Source organism: Pseudomonas syringae pv. coryli str. NCPPB 4273, assembly GCF_000972175.1.
GTDB lineage: Bacteria > Pseudomonadota > Gammaproteobacteria > Pseudomonadales > Pseudomonadaceae > Aquipseudomonas > Aquipseudomonas syringae.
This window is the reverse complement of the sequence record NZ_AWQP01000054.1, coordinates 32,894-52,151: the sequence shown is the minus strand read 5'-3', so window position 1 is coordinate 52,151 and position 19,258 is coordinate 32,894. Positions and strand designations below refer to the sequence as shown.

The window sequence follows — 19,258 nt, the reverse complement described above, 5'->3', positions numbered from 1 at the left end:
CGAAAAAAGGCGTTGCAACCATCGCCTTCGCGAGCAAGCTCGCTCCCACAGAGACTGGTGTTTATCCAGTTACCAAGGTTTCAGCCTTGCGGTTTTCAGAGTTCATCTCGTTTTGTTTAGCGACGATAGGAATTCGATCCTTAAAATCTCACATGTGATACATATCTATCTTCAGAAACATCTGCTACGTTGCTCACCTGATCCACGGCCAGCAACAGAGGGAAGCGCCAATGCCTCGTAAGACCCAGGGCGATAACGCAGCGGTCCCGGCCAAGGTTTCCAAGAGTTCCACCGATTACATGCGTGAAATGCGTCAGCGGCTCAAGGAGGCGGGGCTGGTGAAGCGCGAATTCTGGATCCGGCCCGAAAATGTCGATGCCCTGCGGGGGATCGAAAAAGCCTTAAGACAGCCCTTTTTGGGCGACAGAATAAAACTGGAGGACTTCATGACCGAGAATACCCACTGGACCATCAGCTCACTGCACAAGGCTTTTTCCGAACTGGACCTGGTAAGTCATGGGCAGGTCGAAATGAGCGCTATTGAAGGCAATGCGGCGGGCATGAAGCTGAAAATGGCCAGTCACGGCGACCTGCCAATCTATATCGCGGTGGAAGGCGAGCAGATTCTGGCTGACGCGACCTTGATTGAAGTCAACAAGGTCAAGAACGTGCAAGCCTTCAACGACGTTGTCCTGCGCAGCCGCGACCTGTTTCCACTGTCCTCGATCGGCATCGAAAAGCTGGGCGGCGATCAGGAAGTCTACTGCCTGTTCGGCGCACTGAGCGCTGCCTCGTCGCTCACCGTAATCGTGCAGGAAATCCTCACCCTCGCGGATAACGTGATGCGTGCGGCCGACGCTTTTGAAGATCATTTCATCTACTGAACAGCGCTGTCAGGCGGAGAACATTCATGACTACGAGTATCTGGAAAAAACTGGTCACCGCCGTTCGTGGTGGTGCTTCCGAAGTGGGCGAGTCGATTGCCGACGCCAATGCCATCCGCATCCTGGACCAGGAAATCCGCGACGCCGAGAACGCGCTGGTCAAGGCCCGCGACGGGCTGATCACTATCAAGGCCAAGCACAAGCTGTCTGCACAGCGCCTTGAAGAACATGCCACCAGCATCGCCAACTGGGAAGGTCGCGCCATGCAGGCCCTGAACAAGGGTGAAGAAGCCCTGGCCGTAGAGTGCGCGAACAAGATCGCCGAAATCGAAGCCCTGCGTGATCAGGAGCAGGAGCTGGCCGAGCAGTTCAACAAGCAGGTCGGTCTGTTGCAGGAGCAGGTCATCAAGGCCGAGTCACGAATCAAGAGCCTCAAGCAGCAGGTCGAAATGGCCAAGGCCCGTGAAACCGTGCAAAAGGCCCGCGTGGCAACGGCCACTGCAACCGGTGGCGCCAGCGGCGCTGTGGAAACTGCAGTCGGCTCGCTGGCACGCCTCAAGCAGCGTCAGGATGAACAGGACGCCAAGCTCGAAGCGGCTGAAGAGCTGGCCAGCCAGTCCAGCGGTAGCGATCTGGAGCGTCGTCTGCAGGATGCCGGGATCGGTGCCAAAAGCGGCGGTGCGCAGGATGTACTGGCGCGCCTGAAAGCCAAAAATCAGACGCCGGCTCAGTAAGCGCTGCAACAAGGCAGGCGAGGGTGGTGCATGGCGTTTTCCCGACGACTCAAGGTCATCCTCGTCCTGTCGGTCGTGTTGATTGCGGTACAGGCAATCAACTCGGTCACCGGCAACAGTCTGGTCCAGTTCGGTATCATGCCGCGCAGCCTCACCGGGTTGCGTGGCATTGTGTTTGCGCCCTTTCTGCACGGGTCGATTCAGCACTTGCTCAGCAATCTGTTGCCGTTCATTGTGCTGAGCTGGCTGGTCGCGACCGAGGGTGTCAGGCGTTACGCATGGGTCGCCGGGCTGATCTGCCTGCTGGGCGGGCTGCTGGTCTGGAGCTTCGGTCGCAGCAATATCCATGTCGGCGCAAGCGGTCTGATTTTTGGTTTGTGGGCTTATCTGCTGGCGCGGGCGTGGTATCAGCGCAGTATCGCCAGCGTGCTGATCGCGCTGCTGGTGCTGGCCGCTTACAGCGGGCTGGTATTGGGCTTCGTTCCGGTGGCCGGCGTGTCGTTCGAATCACATATCGCCGGTGCACTTGCGGGCGTTTGTGTGGCCTGGCTGATGCACTCCAGGGCATTGCTGGCGCAGAAGTGAGTCAGTCTCACGCGCGCAGGCAGTGCGCCTGTTGCGCTTGAAGAGCGTTTTATATCGTCACCCGTCACTGCAAGGAAATGGATTATGAGTTGGTTCAAACGGGCCATGGGCCTGGAAGCCCCCAAGGTATCAGGCCGCGATGGCGCACAACCGGTCAGCACGGTGAGTCCGCTGGGGCTGGCGTCCGGACGCATGCTATGCCTGGACAGTTCACTGAAGCTGTTGCTCGACGGTCACTCGGAAGTGGTCGTCCCGGGCGATGAAAAGGTCTGGTCCGTAGGGCATATCGATCTCGGCCAATCCATGGCGCTGCATCGTTTCTACCTCGATAACGAGGACTACTTTCTGCAAGTGGTCAGCGACGGCCCCAACCCGGAAGACGTACAGGACATCATCCTGTTCGGCTATTACAGTGCCGAGCCGATCACCAGCAAGGATGAATTGCTGCGCCTGACCGGCCCGTCGTCGAAGATCGGCCTGCCGACCTACGAGCACGATGGCGAGGTCTTCGAGCGGCAATGGGGGACTTCACCCGGCCAGACCGAACTGACGCCACTCGATGAAGACATCGTCAGTCCTGACGCGACTTATCGCGTCAAGCACCTGAGCATGCTGTACGCCCGCGAGACGGGACTGATCAACCGCCGTGAGTTTCTGCTGTTTTCCGTAGAGGAAGACGAGGAGGGCAGCATCACGCTCACCACGGCGGTCGGCATCACGCTGCAATCCACTGATATCAACGTTCTTTGACAAGGAAATCCTCATGATCGACGCGCTGCGTATGTCGCTCAATGCCACCGCTGTGTTCGGCTTCGTCATGTACATCCTGGTGGCGGCGATTCTGTTCGCGCTGTTCCAGTTCATCTACAGCCGGATCACGCCACACAAGGAATTTGCGCTGATTCGCGAGAACAACAGTGCCGCTGCGCTGGCCTTGGGTGGTTCGCTGATCGGTTTCGCGCTGCCGGCCAGTAACATCATCAGCTACAGCATCAGCATCCTGGATGTGGTCGTCTGGGCAGTGATTGCCGCCGTTGTGCAACTGCTGGCGTTCGGCGTTACCAGCCTGGTGCTCAAGGGCCTGTCGACGCGTATCGCCAAGGGCGAAATGGCGGCGGCCATCTATTCGGCCAGCGTCGCGATCAGCGTCGGTCTTCTCAACGCCGCCTGCATGACCCCGTCGGTCTGACGGCAGCCTTGAACAAGGAGACTCACGATGAGACGTAGTTCAGTAAAACTGGTACTCGCCGGTGCGCTTCCGCTGGCCCTTGCCGGGTGCGGTCCGTCCGAGCAGAAGGACACCGTCAACGCCAAGGCCAACTTCAGTTCGGTGCAGGAATGCGCCGATGCCAAGGTGCCGGTTAATATCTGTTCGGATGCCTACATGCAGGCGCTGTCCGATCATCGCCGCATTGCGCCGACCTACGATGACAAGGCCTCCTGCGACGCGGACTTCGTACCGGATTATTGCCAGGTCACCTCTGACGGCAAGTACATGCCCAAGCTCGGCGGCTTCGAACTGGGCTTTTCCGGGCAAGTGCCGAAAGAGGCTCTGGACCGTGCCAATCAGGAAGTCAACCAGTCTGCTTCGGCAGGCATGAGTGGCACCACCGGGCTGATGGCCGGCTTGCTGATCGGCAATCTGCTCAGCAACGGCTTCGGCAATAACCGCTATTACTCGCAGCCCATCTATCAGACGCGCGATGACCGGGGCGGTTATTACAGCTCGTCCCTGCCCAGTCAGATCGATCGCGGCAAGACCTTCGGGCGCTCGACCCAGGCGCAATCCAGCCCGGATCGCAGCTACGGCAGGAGCACTCTGGGGCGTAACCTGGGCAGCTCGGGTTCCGGCTCGTCCTCGGTGTCATCGACCATCTCGCGCGGCGGCTTCGGCAGTCAGGCTTCGGCACGCAGTGGCTGGGGCGGCAAGAGCAGCAGTGGCAGCAGTTTCGGAGGCTGACGGTTCGCGGCATGAAAAAGATCAGCATCGAGGAACGTCCGGACTGGCGCACGACCGCCGAACGTGAAGGGTTCAACTTTCACACCATCGACGGCGAGCGTTACTGGGACGAGCGCGGGTATTACCTGTTCAGCGAACAGCAGATTACCCGCGATCTTGAAGCGCCCACCCAGGAGCTTCACCAGATGTGCATGGACGCCGTGGCGCGAGTGGTGGACAGCGAAGCGCTGCTCCATCAACTGGCGATTCCGGAAGCGTTCTTCGACCTGATCCAGACCTCGTGGAAGGAGGGACATCCGCATCTGTACGGGCGCTTCGATTTTGCCTACGACGGTACGGGCCCGGCAAAGATGTACGAAATCAATGCCGATACGCCGACCAGTCTGATGGAAGCGGGGGCGGTGCAGTTGCTCTGGCTGGAAGAGCAGATGGCACGCGGCGTGTTGCCTGCGCATGCCACCCAGTTCAACTCGATTGCCGAGGACCTGGTTCGGGCCTTTGCCGAGTTTCCCGGCACGACTCCCTTCTACTTTTCGGCGATGTCCGGTTCCATCGAAGACCGGGGCACCACCGATTTCCTGCGGCGTATGGCAGCACACGTCGGCATTGATGCGAGGCATATCGATATCGAAGACATCGGGCTGAGCGCTGACGGGCGTTTTGTCGATCTGGACGGGCGCTGGATCGAGCGCTTGTTCAAGCTGCATGCTTGGGAGCACATCTTTCACGAGGAGTTCGGCCAGCACGTGTCAGCCGCTGGCACCCAGTTCGTCGAACCCGCGTGGAAGGCGATTCTCAGCAATAAGGGGATTCTGCCGTTGTTGTGGCAGTTCAACGAAGGCCATCCGAACCTGCTGCCTGCGCACGTCGACCAGGACCCGAACAAAGCGGTCCCCAAAGGCTGGGTACGCAAACCCTACTTTTCCCGTGAGGGCGCCAACATTGAAATGCGCACGCCCGGCGATCAGGTGATCTCGGTCGATGGGCCCTACACGGATGCGCCCTACATTCTGCAGGCGTACTCGCCGCTTCCGCGATTCGGCGACAGCTACACGCTGATCGGCTCCTGGGTCATCGGCGATCTTGCGTCCGGGATCGGTATTCGTGAAGACGACAGCCTGATCACCAAGGACACCAGCCGCTTCCTGCCACACGTCGTCATCGACTGAACCCTGCCTGTCGTCACCCGGTGTTACTGGCTTCGAGCACGTAACACTCTTGTTGTTACCACGCGTTCATATACCCGCCCTCAAGCAGCGATAATAAGTGGTTTTGTTAGCGTGCTGTCTGACAATCAAACAGGCGGTGTCGCTGTTTTTAATTCTGGTCATAACGCGGGGGCACGACGTTTCAGATCTGTACCTTATATAAGTTGTGATCTGCTCTTTATCGCCTGTTGGCATTCACGTTGCATTACTGTGGGCTATTCCGGGTGCCTGCTTCATTGGTGTTTAACAGCGCGTTGTCGACTCTTCTTGTTCTGTGAAGTTTCCTACAGACCTATACCCGATAGATAACCTGTTCGCGGTAGGAATACGTGGGCAATTTGGTTTGCCTGTTAAACAAACGGTTATTGGCCGAACGTCAATAACCGTGTCGCCCTTACAACCTGCCGTTTACACGGAACTATTCCCGGCCTGGACGCCAGACACGCGTCCCGACGTGGCCATGCAAGGAGAGCCCACATGCTCATGAAACTTCGGCTGGGCGGCGCGCTGATGCTGCTGTTCGCGATCGACACCTGCCAGGCAGTCGATGCCACGTTGCTCGGGAGTCGTTTGACCCCGCTGGGAGGCGAGATGGCAGGTAATGCCACGGGGACCATTCCGCCCTGGACGGGCGGAATCACCCGACCGCCGTCCGGATACAAGGGGTCGGGCACCCGGCATGTCGACCCGTATGCCGCTGACAAGCCCCTGTTCACCATCACCCACGCCAATATGCAGCACTATCGCACGCGTCTGACGCCAGGGCAGGTGGCGATGTTCGAAGCCTACCCTGACAGCTACCGGATGCCGGTATACCCCACGCGACGTTCCGGATCGGCACCGCAATGGGTGTACGACAACACCCGCCGCAATGCGCAGAAAGCCCGATTGATCGGCGGCGGCAACGGTTTTGTCGATGCCTACGGCGGCATTCCATTTCCGCTTCCGGAAAAGGGCATTCAGGCCGTGTGGAACCATATTGCCCGGTATCGCGGCCATTATGCGGTGCGACGTACTTCGGAAGTTGCCATACAGCGCGACGGCAGTTTCAAGCTGAACACGTCGCGTCAGGAAGTGCTGTTTCGCTTCTATGACCCTGCGGGCAGCTTTGCCAGTCTGGATAACGTGCTGTTCTATTACCTGTCGTTTACCCAGTGCCCGACGCGCATGGCCGGTTCTGCCGTGCTGGTCCATGAAACACTGGACCAGATCCAGGAGCCGCGGCAGGCGTGGACCTACAGTGCTCGGCAACGTCGGGTACGCCGCGCGCCGAGTCTGGCTTACGACATGCCGATCCCGGCCTCTGAAGGCTTGCGCACGGCCGACGACACCGACATGTTCAATGGCTCGCCGGATCGTTACGACTGGAGGTTACTGGGCAAACGCGAGATTTATATTCCCTACAACAACTACCGGATTTCCAGCCCCGACATTACCTATCGGCAATTATTGCAGGTGGGTCATCTCAACCCGGCCTATACGCGCCATGAGTTGCATCGCGTATGGGTGGTGGAGGGCACGCTCAAACCGACCGCGCGTCATGTCTATTCAAGACGCACGCTGTACCTGGACGAGGACAGTTGGCAGGCTGCAATCGTCGATCAGTACGACGCTCGGGGGCAGTTGTGGCGCGTCTCCATGGCGTACCTGAAGAACTATTACGAACTGCCGACGACCTGGTCCGCACTGGACGTTTTCCATGACTTGCAGGCGCGGCGTTATCACGTACAGAACCTCGACAATCAGGAGCCTGGCACCAGTGACTTCTCTCAGCCGGTACCCAGCGTGAACGCCTTCAAACCAGCGGCCTTGCGGCGCAGGAGCATTCGCTGACCGGCGTCTGGTCAATCTGTCCGATCAACCGTCGTTATGTTTCATCAATCACATTCAGCACGCTTAACAAAAGATAACGACATGTCGATTGTCAGGCATTTGCAAAGCTGCCTAGGATGGCTGAGCTTCCAGACAGGTAACGCCATAGCGCTGTGGGCGTCGGCATCGATATGAGTTGTCCGGCACCCGCACCCGATAACAGCCACCTGATAATAATAAGAGCGGAAAAGTCCATGCGTGAGTCTTTCCATCGTCGCACCCGGTTATACGCGGGCATGTCTCTGGCTGTCGTTGCGTCATCCCTGTTTGCGCTGCCAGCCATGGCTGGTTCCGAGGCGCTAGCCACTGCCGCCGCTGCCGACACGCCTGTTTATGCCATCGAGTCGGCCAAAGCCTCACGCACGTTGTTGCTGGACGTCGCCCATGCGGGGGCGCGGCTGGTCGTGGTGGGTGACCATGGGCATATTCTGCTTTCCGATGATCAGGGCAACACCTGGAGTCAGGCCCGCGTGCCTACCCGGCAGTTGTTGACGGCCGTGTTTTTTGTGGATGAACAGCACGGTTGGGCGGTCGGTCACGACGCGCAGGTACTGGCCAGCAGCGATGGCGGCAAGACCTGGAACAAGCAGTTCGAGGACTTGAAGCGCGAGGCTCCGCTGCTGGATGTCTGGTTCAAGGACCTCGACAACGGCTTGGCCATCGGCGCCTACGGCCTGCTGCTGAGCACGGCCGATGGCGGGCAGCACTGGGAAGATGTCAGCGACAGGCTGGACAACGAAGACCAATACCACCTGAACGGCATCGCTCAGGTCAAGGACGCCGGCCTGTTCATTGTCGGCGAAGCGGGCAGCATGTTTCGCTCCCGCGACGAGGGGCAGACCTGGGAGAAAGTCGACGGCCCGTATCAAGGCTCGTTATTCGGCGTGATCGGCACGGCTCAGCCGTCCACGTTGCTGGCCTATGGTCTGCGCGGCAATCTGTTTCGCTCCAGCGATTTTGGTGACAGCTGGCAGCCGATCGAACTGAAGGGCGCGCGCGGGCCGCTCGAGTTCGGTCTGGCCAGCGCCACGCTGCTGGCCGATGGCTCGCTGGTGCTGGTCGGCAATGGCGGCAGTGTCATGCGCAGCACCGATGACGGGGAAACATTCGCGGTCTTCAATCGACCTGATCGCATCTCGCTGGCCGGGGTTACCGGCAACCCTCAGGGCAATCTGATTCTGGTCGGGCAGGGCGGTGTTCGCCTCACCTCGCCGACGGGCGCCGATACCACCCAACAATAAGACCTTTCAGGGCGGGGATATTCAGGCATGAGCACGCACCAGCACGCGCAAGATCCGGATGAAAAGGCAACCTTCCTTGAACGCCTGATTTTCAACCATCGCCCGGCAGTCATCATCCTCTGCCTGCTGGCCAGCCTCTTTCTGTTCTGGCAGGCCACGCAGGTGCGGCCTTCCACCAGTTTCGAGAAGATGATCCCGCTGTCTCATCCGTTCATTCAGAACATGATGGAACACCGCAACGATCTGGCGAATCTGGGTAACACCGTTCGTATCTCGGTGGAGGCCAAGGACGGCGACATCTTCTCCAAACAGTACATGGAGACGCTGCGTCAGATCAGCGACGAGGTGTTCTATATTCCCGGCGTCGACCGGTCTGGCCTGAAATCGCTGTGGAGCCCGAGCGTACGCTGGACCGAAGTGACGGAGGAGGGCTTTGCCGGAGGCGAAGTGATTCCGCAGAGTTACAACGGTTCGGAGGAGAGCCTGGATCTGTTGCGCAACAACATACTCAAGTCCGGACAGGTCGGGCGTCTGGTCGCCAACGATTTCAAATCCAGCATCATTGATGTGCCGTTGCAGGAGTCCTACCCGGATCCGGCAGATCAGGGCAAGTTGCTGGCGCTGGACTATCAGCAGTTCTCGCACCAGCTTGAAGAGAAGATCCGCGACAAGTACGAAGCACAGAACCCCAACATCAAGATTCATATCGTCGGTTTCGCCAAGAAGGTCGGTGACCTCATCGACGGTCTGTTCATGGTGGTGATGTTCTTCGGCATCGCCTTTCTGATCACGCTGGTGCTGCTGATCTGGTTCACCCGGTGTATCCGTAGCACGGTGGCGGTTCTGAGCACCACGCTGATTGCGGTGATCTGGCAATTGGGGCTGATGCACGTTGTAGGCTTCGGAATTGACCCGTATTCGATGCTGGTGCCGTTTCTGATCTTCGCCATCGGCATCTCTCACGGTGTACAGAAGATCAACGGTATTGCCCTGCAATCCAGCGAGGCCGACAACGCCCTGACCGCTGCAAGGCGGACGTTTCGTCAGCTGTTTCTGCCCGGCATGATCGCGATTCTGGCCGACGCGGTCGGTTTTATCACGCTGCTGATTATCGACATCGGAGTGATCCGCGAGCTGGCCATCGGCGCGTCCATTGGTGTGGCGGTGATCGTGTTCACCAACCTGATCCTGCTGCCGGTGGCGATTTCCTACGTGGGCATCAGCAAGCGGGCGATCAATCGCAGCAAGCAGGATGCGGTGTCCGAGCATCCGTTCTGGCGCTTGCTGTCCAACTTTGCCAGCCCAAAGGTTGCACCGGTCTCGATTGTGCTGGCGCTTCTGGCCTTCGGTGGCGGCCTCTGGTACAGCCAGAACCTCAAGATCGGCGACCTGGACCAGGGCGCGCCGGAGCTGCGTCCCGATTCACGCTACAACAAGGACAACGCGTTCATTATCGGTCATTACTCCACCAGTTCGGACGTGCTGGTGGTCATGGTCAAGACGCCACCAGAAGGTTGCTCGGCCTATCCGACAATGTCAGCGATCAACGAGCTGGCCTGGAAGATGGAAAACACCCAAGGCGTGCAGTCGGCCATTTCCCTGGTCACGGTGTCCAGACAGATGATCAAGGGCATGAACGAGGGCAACCTGAAATGGGAGAGTCTGTCGCGTAACAAAGACGTGCTGAACAACTCCATCGCCCGCGCCGACGGCCTGTACAACAACACCTGTTCGCTGGCGCCGCTGCTGGTGTTCCTCAACGACCATAAGGCCGAGACCCTGGACCGTGCGGTGCATGCAGTGCAGGACTTCGCTAAACAGAACGACACGTCGGACCTGCAATTTCTGCTGGCCGCCGGCAACGCTGGTATCGAGGCCGCGACCAACGAAGTAATCAAGCAGTCCGAGCTGGTGATTCTGGTGCTGGTCTACCTCTGCGTGGCCGCGATGTGCATGATCACCTTCCGCTCATGGGCCGCCACGCTGTGCATCGTTTTGCCGCTTGTGCTGACCTCGGTGCTCGGTAACGCCCTGATGGCCTTCATGGGGATCGGCGTCAAGGTCGCGACCTTGCCGGTGGTGGCGCTGGGCGTGGGCATCGGCGTCGATTACGGCATCTACATCTACAGCCGTCTGGAAAGCTTTCTGCGCGCCGGACTGCCATTGCAGGAAGCCTATTACGAAACCCTCAAATCCACCGGCAAGGCCGTGCTGTTCACCGGCCTGTGTCTGGCCATCGGTGTGTGCACCTGGATCTTCTCGGCGATCAAGTTCCAGGCCGACATGGGCCTGATGCTGACCTTCATGCTGCTGTGGAACATGTTCGGCGCACTGTGGCTGCTGCCCGCGCTGGCGCGGTTTTTGATCAAGCCGGAGAAGATGGCGGGGAAGGTGGGGAACTCATTGTTTTCGCATTGAGGTTGTGGCGACCTGTAACTCGGTGTCCTATTCACTATCGTGCCAATGCGGCGCTGGAACGATCATTAAAAAACGTCCAGCATCGTAATGCTCTCGTTATTGAGGGTTCACGCGAGTAGGGCGATCACCCATGCAGTCAGGGAGATTGGGGCCAATTGAGATCATTCCGGCCGATACCTCACTCGATACGTCTCCGCAATCCAGTGGCCCACTCGCTGACGCCAGATCGTAAACCTCGGTCTGTGAAATCAACTCGCCAGTGCGATGATCATAGAGCCGAAAAAACGCAGGGTACTCCCACCAAGGTAGCCACTTTCTTGGCACCTCACTGTCCGGGTGTGGCATCGAATGAAACATCATCGGAAGGACCCAGAGTGGTTTGAACAACTCCACTCGGTAACAGCCTCCAGGGCTTATGTCAGGCTCGCCAGAGCGTTCCGCTAACCCTTTCTCCCACCATTCCGATGCCGTCCAGAGACTGCCTGCGATAGTTATGTAGGCCAGAAAAAATACCCAGCGTCCCGATGCCTCTTTCATTGAGGCTTTACGCGAGTAGGGCGATCACCCATGCAATCAGGGAGATTGGGGCCAATTAAGATCAAACCGGACATTACCACTCCCGATCCACTTCCCCACGACAGTTTATCGCCCGCTGATTCCAGATCGTAAATCTTTGTCTCTGAAATCAATACGCCAGTGCGGTGATCGTAAAGTCGAAAAAACGCCGGGTAGCCCCACCAGGGAAACCACGTGGGTGGTTGATCTTCGTTGGGATCGGATTCTCGATGAAACATCATAGGTAAGACCCAAAATGGTTTAAATATATCTACTCGATAACATCCACCCGGACTTACATGCGGGCCGCTCGATTTTTCAGCCAGTCCTTTTTCCCACCATTCAGAAGCGATCCAGAGACCGCCTGCGATGATGACGTATGACAAAAAAAATACTAGTGTGCGAGATGATTTTTTCATGGCCATGTTCCTAGCTCAATGATTTGATCGGATTTCTTCCACATGATGTCCGAATAAATTATGAAGTCGCCCCCTTTGATTTGTTCTACACGATAGTTTCGAAAGTTTGCGTTTGTGATTGCAGCAAAGGGCCCATCTTTCAATCTGATTATCAAATTTCCTTGAGGGTGCAAGGTTATGAGTGTTTCCGATTTGGTGAGTACGCGATCTTCTGTCCATGTGCCCAAGTATTGTATGCCATTGAAGTCGTAATGATCTCGGATATAAAGACCTACATGCTCAACTTGAAAGTAGTGTTGACGATGTTGGGTGCCAGAAATTTCCTTGCTGAAGGTTTTTCCTGTTACACCTACTTTCATCGTTGCAAAGCCCAATGCTCCGTACATATCATCCAGCGTGCTCCATGCACTACCGAATTTAGCGAAGTTTACTTGAGCACAAGCGTCCATTTGTCTGGCGGACATCGTGTTTGAACCCAGTTGGCAGTCAATGTGATCACGCCAGCCAGCTTCTTTTAGCAGTTCTTTCAATCGATTGACGGCGTTAGCTGTGTTCAATCTCGACTCAGCCACCTCAACAGCCTGCCTGCATCGCTCAAACTGCATTGCCCATTCCATCTTCACGATGCTTTCATCGCACTGCGCGGGAGACAGGCTCATTGGGTCTGGCTGCGTTTCTCGCTCCTTCCACTCCTCCGGCATCTCCCACGCTGGACTGTCAAACCATCTTTGCATCAGCGCCGCTGCCGTATTCCACCCCATGTTGCGCATGGCTCCGGGGATGCGGGAGAGGGCGAGGCTTTGGATGATGACTTCTTTGGCCGGGGTGTCTGTCGGGGCGTAGGTGTGTGAGGCGCCTTGGGGCAAGGCGAAGTAGGTGTCGGGGCCCAAGGCGTTGGTGCGCTGGAAATCGTTCAGAGACATCGGGGTTACTCCATGACCGGCCAGGGTGCGGTGGTTGCGAGTTGTACAGCGGTGACCGCATGACTTGTATGGCTGCGGCTGTAGCCCTGCAGGTCAAGCGCACCAACGGCAGTGCAGCGTTGATCTTGCATGACCACATAGCCCAGATGGCCAAGGCTGGAACGCTGTTGGTTGAACAGACGAAATCGTTCGTCGCATGCCATTGAGTTTCGCTGGCTCGGCAACGAATCAACGGCCTGCACACCGCCATCCAACGCACCTTCGCTGGCCAGCTCTTGATGATGACCAGCCGAAGTATCAGGCGCAGACTCCACTGCATCGGAGCGCCTCCCGACCCGAAAGAAACTTTGTTGCCTGGATATCAACCGGGCCCCGCAACTGGTCAGGTCGCCTTCCAGTGCGATGATGTTTCCGTCGATATGGACGTTGTTTTCTTCTCCGAGGATTTTGCTGACGCCATGCAGCGGGCAGATAACGTCACAGCCCCTGTGCGCTATGGCGAAACCATTGATGCGCTTTGTTTGATCGCCGTTGATGACAGACCCTCCGTGGTCTGTGGTATCGCCCTGAACGATGGCCAGAAGTTTCATGCAATGCTCCCTGCACACTTTTTATCAGCTGCACGAGTCCCTGACGTCCGATAGGTTTAATCGACGTGTATGAACCGGCGCAGTGTTTTGATTAATGTGCAGGGAGAGATATCATTACTTTATATGTTCGCAAATAGCAGACTTGCTATCTGGAGTGATTAAGGACTGAGCTTACACTGGGCTAGTAAAGATCTTACGAATGAACTGGATATTTCCCACGGAAATAGAACGTTCAGCGGCGGGTACCAGCAATCGTCAGGGTTCGCCATGCCTGATTAATAAACACGACGAATAGACAGGCGCAGGAAGTTATCGATTCGGTCGAGCCTGTCGATCAACCGCCCCCGAGTACCACACTCAGCGCATTGCGTGCATCGTCCAGTTGCACCAGCGAAGCGTGGCGTGCGCCCAGTGCGTCGCGGTTCTGGATGGCGGTGAGGATCGCCTTGTGGCGTGGCATGGCCAGTTCGTGCAGGTTAGGGCGTTTGTTGGAGTATTTGAGCGCTTCGCGCAACGCCAGTGACAGCATGTTGCACAAGTGCGCCAGCAGATCGTTGTGGGTGGCGTCGGCGATGCGGCTGTGGAAGTCGAGGTCGGGTTGCAGCAGGTCTTCCGGCGTCGGTGCAGCTTCCATGCGCAGATAGGCTTCGTGGATCGACTCGATCTCTGCGTCGGTGGCATGCTGCGCGGCCAGTGCGGCAACCGCTGGCTCGATGACCGCGCGTACGCTGGTCAGCAGATGGAAGAACTCATTCTGCGGCGAGCTTTGCATGACCCAGTGCAGCACGTCCGGGTCCAGCAGATGCCATTCGCGACGCGCCTTGACCACCGTGCCGACACGCGGGCGCGAATAAACCAGACCCTTGGCCACCAGAACCCGTGTCGCTTCGCGCAGGACCGGTCGGCTGACGGCGTACTCTTCGCAGAGCAGCGCTTCGGCAGGCAGCTTTTCGTCAGGCTTGAAACGGCCGGACACGATTTGCATGCCCAGTTCCTGGACGATACGGGCGTGCATGCTTTTTCGGTCGGAAGGCTTTCGATAATCCATGGGAACGCTGGTCGGTCCTGGCGGTAATTGCTGGGCATCATACCATTGCGTAACACTTGCGGCGGCTGCCTGCGTCAGGCAAACCGCCGCTTTTGTCAGTGCGAGTGGCGGGGCACTTCGGAACCTCTGCAACCGACCAGAAAGTCGAAATCACAGCCCTGATCCGCCTGCATCACCCGGTCTACGTACAGCTGGCGATAGCCTCCCAGCAGCAATTGAGGCGGAGCCTGCCAGTCGGCGAGGCGTGCCGCCAGTTCGGCTTCCGGGATGTCCAGATGCAGGCGCCCGCCAGCGCAGTCGAGTTCGATCCAGTCGCCTTCCTTGACCACCGCCAGCGGTCCGCCCGCTGCGGCTTCCGGCGTCACATGCAGAACCACTGTGCCGTAAGCCGTGCCGCTCATGCGCGCATCGGAAATGCGCACCATGTCAGTCACGCCCTGCGCCAGCAGCTTGGCTGGCAAGCCCATGTTGCCGACCTCGGCCATGCCCGGATAGCCCTTGGGGCCGCAGTTCTTGAGCACCATGACCGAGTTGGCATCGATGTCCAGATCCGGATCGTTGATTCGCGATTTATACATCTCGAAATTCTCGAACACCACTGCGCGGCCACGGTGCTGCATCAGTGCCGGCGTCGCGGCCGAGGGCTTGAGCACGGCACCCAGCGGCGCGAGGTTGCCGCGCAACACGCAAATCCCGCCGTCGGCGCGGATCGGGTTGTCCAGCGCGCGGATCACCTGATCTTCACCATAGATCGGTGAGTTGCAGGTGTTTTCGCCAATGCTCTTGCCATTGACGGTCAAGGCATCCGGGTTTGGGAGCAGCCTGGCTTCGTTCATGCGGCGCAACACGGCGGGCAGGCCGCCGGCGTAATAGAACTCTTCCATCAGGAAGCGCCCCGACGGTTGCAGGTCGACAATCGTCGGCATGCCACGGCCCATGCGTGACCAGTCATCCAGATCCAAGTCGACGCCGATACGTCCGGCGATGGCTTTCAAGTGGATGACGGCGTTGGTCGAGCCACCGATGGCCGCGTTGACCCGGATGGCGTTTTCGAAAGCGGCCTTGGTGAGAATCTTCGACAGGCGCAGGTCTTCGCGGACCATGTCGACGGCACGCATGCCGGACATGTGCGCCAGCACGTAACGCCGCGAATCCACCGCCGGAATGGCCGCGTTGTGCGGCAGCGAAGTGCCCAGCGCTTCGGCCATGCAGGCCATGGTCGACGCCGTGCCCATGGTGTTGCAGGTGCCTGCCGAGCGCGACATGCCGGCTTCGGCGGAGAGGAATTCATCCAGGCTGATGGTCCCGGCTTTGTAGGACTCGTGCATCTGCCAGACGATGGTTCCGGCGCCGATGTCCTTGCCTTCATGTTTGCCGTTGAGCATCGGTCCGCCGGTGACGACGATGGCAGGGATGTCGCAACTGGCAGCGCCCATCAACAGGGCAGGGGTGGTCTTGTCACAACCGGTCAACAGCACGACCCCGTCGATGGGGTTGCCGCGAATCGCTTCTTCAACGTCCATGCTCGCCAGGTTACGGGTGAACATTGCGGTAGGGCGCAGGTTGGATTCGCCGTTGGAAAACACCGGAAACTCCACCGGCCAGCCGCCTGCTTCGATCACGCCACGTTTGACATGCTCGGCGATCTGCCGGAAATGCGCGTTGCAGGGGGTCAACTCCGACCAGGTATTGCAGATGCCGATGATCGGCTTGCCCTGAAACTGGTGGTCGGCAATGCCCTGATTCTTCATCCAGCTGCGGTACATGAAGCCATTCTTGTCGGCGGTGCCAAACCACTGGGCAGAACGGAGGGTCGGTTTTTTATCGGAGTCAGACATGATCGGCTCTCTTATTGTAAGACTTAATGGCGATACTGCTGGCTAAGGTAAGCCTAAAAAACGCGTATTGGAAGAGTTGTCAGTTTAAATAGTATTACTATATAGTCAGTCGTAGACGAGGGATCATCCTGGCGCATGTGCAGTGTTATTCAGCCCCAGGCACAGAGGCGATCCCCGCAGGTTCCATAACAAAAACAATGGGAGACCGCCTACATGAGCCAGGAACTGCGGCTTATACGCCGCATCACGCTGAAACTGATCCCCTTCCTTATCCTGCTGTACCTGATCGCTTATGTAGACCGCTCTGCCGTGGGCTTTGCCAAGCTGCATATGGGCGCGGACATCGGTATTGGCGACGCCGCCTACGGGCTGGGTGCCGGACTGTTCTTCATCGGTTACTTCCTGCTGGAGATCCCCAGCAACCTGATGCTCGAGCGTTTCGGCGCACGCCGCTGGTTCGCGCGAATCATGATCACCTGGGGCGCGATCACCATCGGCATGGCCTTCGTCCAGGGGCCGCACAGCTTCTACGTGATGCGGTTTCTGCTGGGCGCCGCCGAGGCGGGCTTCTTCCCCGGTGTGCTGTACTACATCACCCAATGGTTTCCGGTGCGCCATCGCGGCAAGATCCTTGGCCTTTTCATCCTCTCGCAACCCATCGCCATGATGATCACCGGGCCCGTTTCCGGCGGTTTGCTGGGCATGGACGGCATACTCGGCCTGCATGGCTGGCAGTGGCTGTTCATCGTCATCGGCACGCCGGCGATTCTGCTGACCTGGCCGGTGCTGCGCTGGTTGCCGGATGGTCCGCAGCAGGTCAACTGGATGGACCAGGCCGAGAAGGACTGGCTGACCGGTGAGCTGAAAAAGGATCTTGAAGAGTATGGCCAGACCCGCCACGGCAATCCGTTGCATGCCTTGAAAGACAAACGCGTGCTGTTGCTGGCGCTGTTCTACCTGCCGGTGACCTTGAGCATCTACGGTCTGGGCCTGTGGCTGCCGACGCTGATCAAACAGTTCGGTGGCAGTGACCTGACCACCGGCTTCGTGTCGTCGGTGCCGTACATTTTCGGCATCATCGGTCTGCTGATCGTGCCGCGCAGTTCCGATCGCCTCAACGATCGTTACGGACATCTGGCCGTGCTGTATGTGCTGGGTGCCATCGGCCTGTTCTGCAGCGCCTGGCTGACCATGCCGGTGGCGCAGCTGGCTGCATTGTGCGTGGTGGCGTTCGCGCTGTTTTCCTGCACGGCGGTGTTCTGGACCTTGCCGGGGCGGTTCTTCGCCGGTGCCAGTGCCGCAGCCGGTATCGCGCTGATCAATTCGGTCGGCAACCTGGGCGGCTACATCGGTCCGTTCGTGATCGGCGCGTCGAAGGAAATCACCGGCAGCCTGGCATCGGGCCTGTATTTCCTATCAGGCGTGATGGTCTTCGGGCTGCTGCTGACCGGCATCGTCTATCACGTGCTGGAGCGCAAGCATGTGCTGCCAGTGTCCGACTTCGCGGCGAGTGCCAAGGCGAGATAGGTTTTCAGCGGCCCATTATCTGAAAGGAGAATTTCATGCGGTTAGTACAGTTTGAATTGAGCGACGGTCAGCGTCGGGTCGGTCTGGTCGACGGTGACCAGGTGCGTGAGGTCCAGGGTGTCGAGAGTGTTCGCGAGCTGGCGCTGGCGGCGATCGAGGCGGGTTCGGCGCTGGCGCATCAGGTCGAGCAGCGGGGCGTTGGCGAGACGCATGACTATTCGCAGTTGCTTGAGGAATTGCGGATCCTGCCGCCGCTCGACCATCCTGATCCGGCGCACCTGCTGGTCAGTGGCACCGGGCTGACCCATCTGGGCAGTGCGTCGGCACGCGACAAGATGCACCAGCAGTCCGGCGATGAAGCCTCGATGACCGATACCATGCGTATCTTCAAATGGGGCGTCGAAGGCGGCAAGCCGGCGGCGGGGCAGGCCGGTGTTCAGCCCGAGTGGTTCTACAAGGGTGACGGCAGCATTGTCGTGCGCCCCGGACATTCGTTTTCGCTGCCGCCCTTTGCCGAAGACGGCGGGGAAGAGCCCGAGCTGAGCGGCCTGTACGTCATCGGTCATGACCGCAAGCCTTATCGCCTGGGCTTCGCCATCGGTAACGAATACTCCGATCACGTCATGGAGCGTCGCAACTACCTGTATCTGGCGCATTCGAAACTGCGCGCCTGTTCGTTCGGGCCGGAGTTGCGCGTGGGTGACTTGCCGCAAAGCCTGTCGGGCACCAGCCGGGTCTGGCGCGATGGCAAGGTGCTGTGGGAGAAAGAGTTCCTCAGTGGCGAAGCGAACATGTGCCACAGCCTGGAAAACCTCGAATACCACCACTTCAAGTACGCGCAATTCCTCAGGCCCGGTGACGTGCATGTGCATTTCTTCGGCACCGCGACCCTGTCGTTTGCCGATGGCGTGCGCACACAGCCGGGCGATCGTTTCGAGATCAGTCAGGCCGAGTTCGGTAAGCCGCTGGTCAACGGCCTGGCACCGAGCGAACCGGTGTTTCAGCCGGGCGGCATCGGCAAGCTGTAAGCGCAGTCACTGTTTGATTGCTCACCGTGCCAGCGCTCGGCGCTGGTACGGCTCCAGCTGCGCTCCGACTGTATCTGCGCCTGCCTTTTGGCCTATCATTCGCGCTTTTGCTGGCCGGATGAATTTCATGACTACCACACCCACCACACTGCTCGCCGCGCTCGAAGTCACCACCATGCTGGAAATTGACGGTCTGCACGCCTGGGACTTCTCTCTGGGCGAAGAGCTGAACGTCGAATGCATGGACGGCCGCGAGCGCAAGGTATGGCGCTTCACCAAGGCACAAGTCGAGGCTGCGACCTTCGATGAGTCCCTGCAAAGCTGGGTGATCAATGACGGCAACGCCGATCACCGGATCGTCTGCCTGGCTGCCTTTACCCCCACCGATGAAGATGATTCTGCGCAGGATTGAGTAAATGCGGGCTGGC

At 58.6% G+C, this 19,258-nt stretch carries 19 protein-coding genes; 13 read left to right on the top strand and 6 right to left on the bottom strand.

Annotated features, from left to right (window positions below):
• The first annotated feature begins 230 nt into the window (after positions 1-230).
• The 10 genes from P406_RS21155 (at position 231) to P406_RS21110 (ending at position 10,902) form a co-directional block, all read left to right on the top strand.
• Positions 231-884: a YjfI family protein gene (locus tag P406_RS21155; RefSeq protein ID WP_046237287.1), complete on the top strand. Its 654-nt coding sequence runs from the start codon at positions 231-233 to the stop codon at positions 882-884.
• A gap of 26 nt (positions 885-910) precedes the next feature.
• Positions 911-1,618 carry a PspA/IM30 family protein gene (locus tag P406_RS21150; RefSeq protein WP_046237286.1) on the top strand — a complete coding sequence of 236 codons (708 nt, stop codon included), beginning with the start codon at positions 911-913 and terminating at the stop codon, positions 1,616-1,618.
• Positions 1,619-1,648: 30 nt separating this feature from the next.
• Positions 1,649-2,203 carry a rhomboid family intramembrane serine protease gene (locus P406_RS21145; protein ID WP_046237285.1) on the top strand — a complete coding sequence of 185 codons (555 nt, stop codon included), beginning with the start codon at positions 1,649-1,651 and terminating at the stop codon, positions 2,201-2,203.
• Between the two features lie 84 nt (positions 2,204-2,287).
• The gene (locus tag P406_RS21140; RefSeq protein WP_046237284.1) at positions 2,288-2,953 is read left to right on the top strand and encodes a DUF2491 family protein; all 666 of its coding nucleotides are present in this window, start codon (positions 2,288-2,290) and stop codon (positions 2,951-2,953) included.
• A 13-nt stretch (positions 2,954-2,966) separates the two neighbouring features.
• Positions 2,967-3,392 carry a DUF350 domain-containing protein gene (locus P406_RS21135; RefSeq protein WP_046237283.1) on the top strand — a complete coding sequence of 142 codons (426 nt, stop codon included), beginning with the start codon at positions 2,967-2,969 and terminating at the stop codon, positions 3,390-3,392.
• A 27-nt stretch (positions 3,393-3,419) separates the two neighbouring features.
• Entirely contained in the window at positions 3,420-4,163 is a 744-nt protein-coding gene (locus tag P406_RS21130) for a DUF1190 domain-containing protein (RefSeq protein WP_003409665.1), read from the top strand.
• An 11-nt stretch (positions 4,164-4,174) separates the two neighbouring features.
• Positions 4,175-5,332 (top strand): glutathionylspermidine synthase family protein, encoded by a 1,158-nt coding sequence (locus P406_RS21125; RefSeq protein WP_046237282.1) that lies wholly within the window; start codon positions 4,175-4,177, stop codon positions 5,330-5,332.
• Between the two features lie 516 nt (positions 5,333-5,848).
• Positions 5,849-7,204 carry a DUF1329 domain-containing protein gene (locus tag P406_RS21120; protein ID WP_046237281.1) on the top strand — a complete coding sequence of 452 codons (1,356 nt, stop codon included), beginning with the start codon at positions 5,849-5,851 and terminating at the stop codon, positions 7,202-7,204.
• A 233-nt stretch (positions 7,205-7,437) separates the two neighbouring features.
• Complete coding sequence (locus tag P406_RS21115) at positions 7,438-8,484, top strand: YCF48-related protein (RefSeq protein ID WP_046237280.1); 1,047 nt, start codon at positions 7,438-7,440, stop codon at positions 8,482-8,484.
• 27 nt (positions 8,485-8,511) lie between these two features.
• Complete coding sequence (locus tag P406_RS21110; protein ID WP_046237279.1) at positions 8,512-10,902, top strand: efflux RND transporter permease subunit; 2,391 nt, start codon at positions 8,512-8,514, stop codon at positions 10,900-10,902.
• Between the two features lie 96 nt (positions 10,903-10,998).
• Here P406_RS21110 and P406_RS30385 read toward each other — a convergent pair whose 3' ends face one another.
• From P406_RS30385 to P406_RS21090, 6 genes are all read right to left on the bottom strand, one after another.
• Complete coding sequence (locus P406_RS30385) at positions 10,999-11,439, bottom strand: hypothetical protein (protein WP_082100890.1); 441 nt, start codon at positions 11,437-11,439, stop codon at positions 10,999-11,001.
• A complete protein-coding gene (locus tag P406_RS28195; protein ID WP_162234438.1) occupies positions 11,436-11,876 on the bottom strand; it encodes a hypothetical protein in 441 nt (146 codons plus the stop codon). Before P406_RS28195 ends, P406_RS30385 begins: the two co-directional genes overlap by 4 nt.
• Positions 11,873-12,799 carry a DUF6402 family protein gene (locus tag P406_RS21105; RefSeq protein ID WP_046237278.1) on the bottom strand — a complete coding sequence of 309 codons (927 nt, stop codon included), beginning with the start codon at positions 12,797-12,799 and terminating at the stop codon, positions 11,873-11,875. Before P406_RS21105 ends, P406_RS28195 begins: the two co-directional genes overlap by 4 nt.
• A gap of 5 nt (positions 12,800-12,804) precedes the next feature.
• Positions 12,805-13,389 (bottom strand): PAAR domain-containing protein, encoded by a 585-nt coding sequence (locus P406_RS21100; RefSeq protein ID WP_046237277.1) that lies wholly within the window; start codon positions 13,387-13,389, stop codon positions 12,805-12,807.
• Between the two features lie 334 nt (positions 13,390-13,723).
• On the bottom strand, positions 13,724-14,437 hold the full coding sequence (locus P406_RS21095; RefSeq protein ID WP_003318617.1) for a FadR/GntR family transcriptional regulator: 714 nt from the start codon (positions 14,435-14,437) through the stop codon (positions 13,724-13,726).
• Between the two features lie 95 nt (positions 14,438-14,532).
• Complete coding sequence (locus P406_RS21090) at positions 14,533-16,275, bottom strand: IlvD/Edd family dehydratase (protein WP_046237276.1); 1,743 nt, start codon at positions 16,273-16,275, stop codon at positions 14,533-14,535.
• A gap of 213 nt (positions 16,276-16,488) precedes the next feature.
• On the opposite strand from P406_RS21090, the gene P406_RS21085 reads away from it, so the two are divergent.
• From P406_RS21085 to P406_RS21075, 3 genes are all read left to right on the top strand, one after another.
• A complete protein-coding gene (locus tag P406_RS21085) occupies positions 16,489-17,802 on the top strand; it encodes an MFS transporter (RefSeq protein ID WP_046237275.1) in 1,314 nt (437 codons plus the stop codon).
• 35 nt (positions 17,803-17,837) lie between these two features.
• Positions 17,838-18,830 carry an AraD1 family protein gene (araD1, locus tag P406_RS21080; protein ID WP_004418549.1) on the top strand — a complete coding sequence of 331 codons (993 nt, stop codon included), beginning with the start codon at positions 17,838-17,840 and terminating at the stop codon, positions 18,828-18,830.
• Between the two features lie 127 nt (positions 18,831-18,957).
• Positions 18,958-19,242 (top strand): DUF5629 family protein, encoded by a 285-nt coding sequence (locus P406_RS21075; RefSeq protein WP_046237274.1) that lies wholly within the window; start codon positions 18,958-18,960, stop codon positions 19,240-19,242.
• Positions 19,243-19,258: the final 16 nt, after the last annotated feature.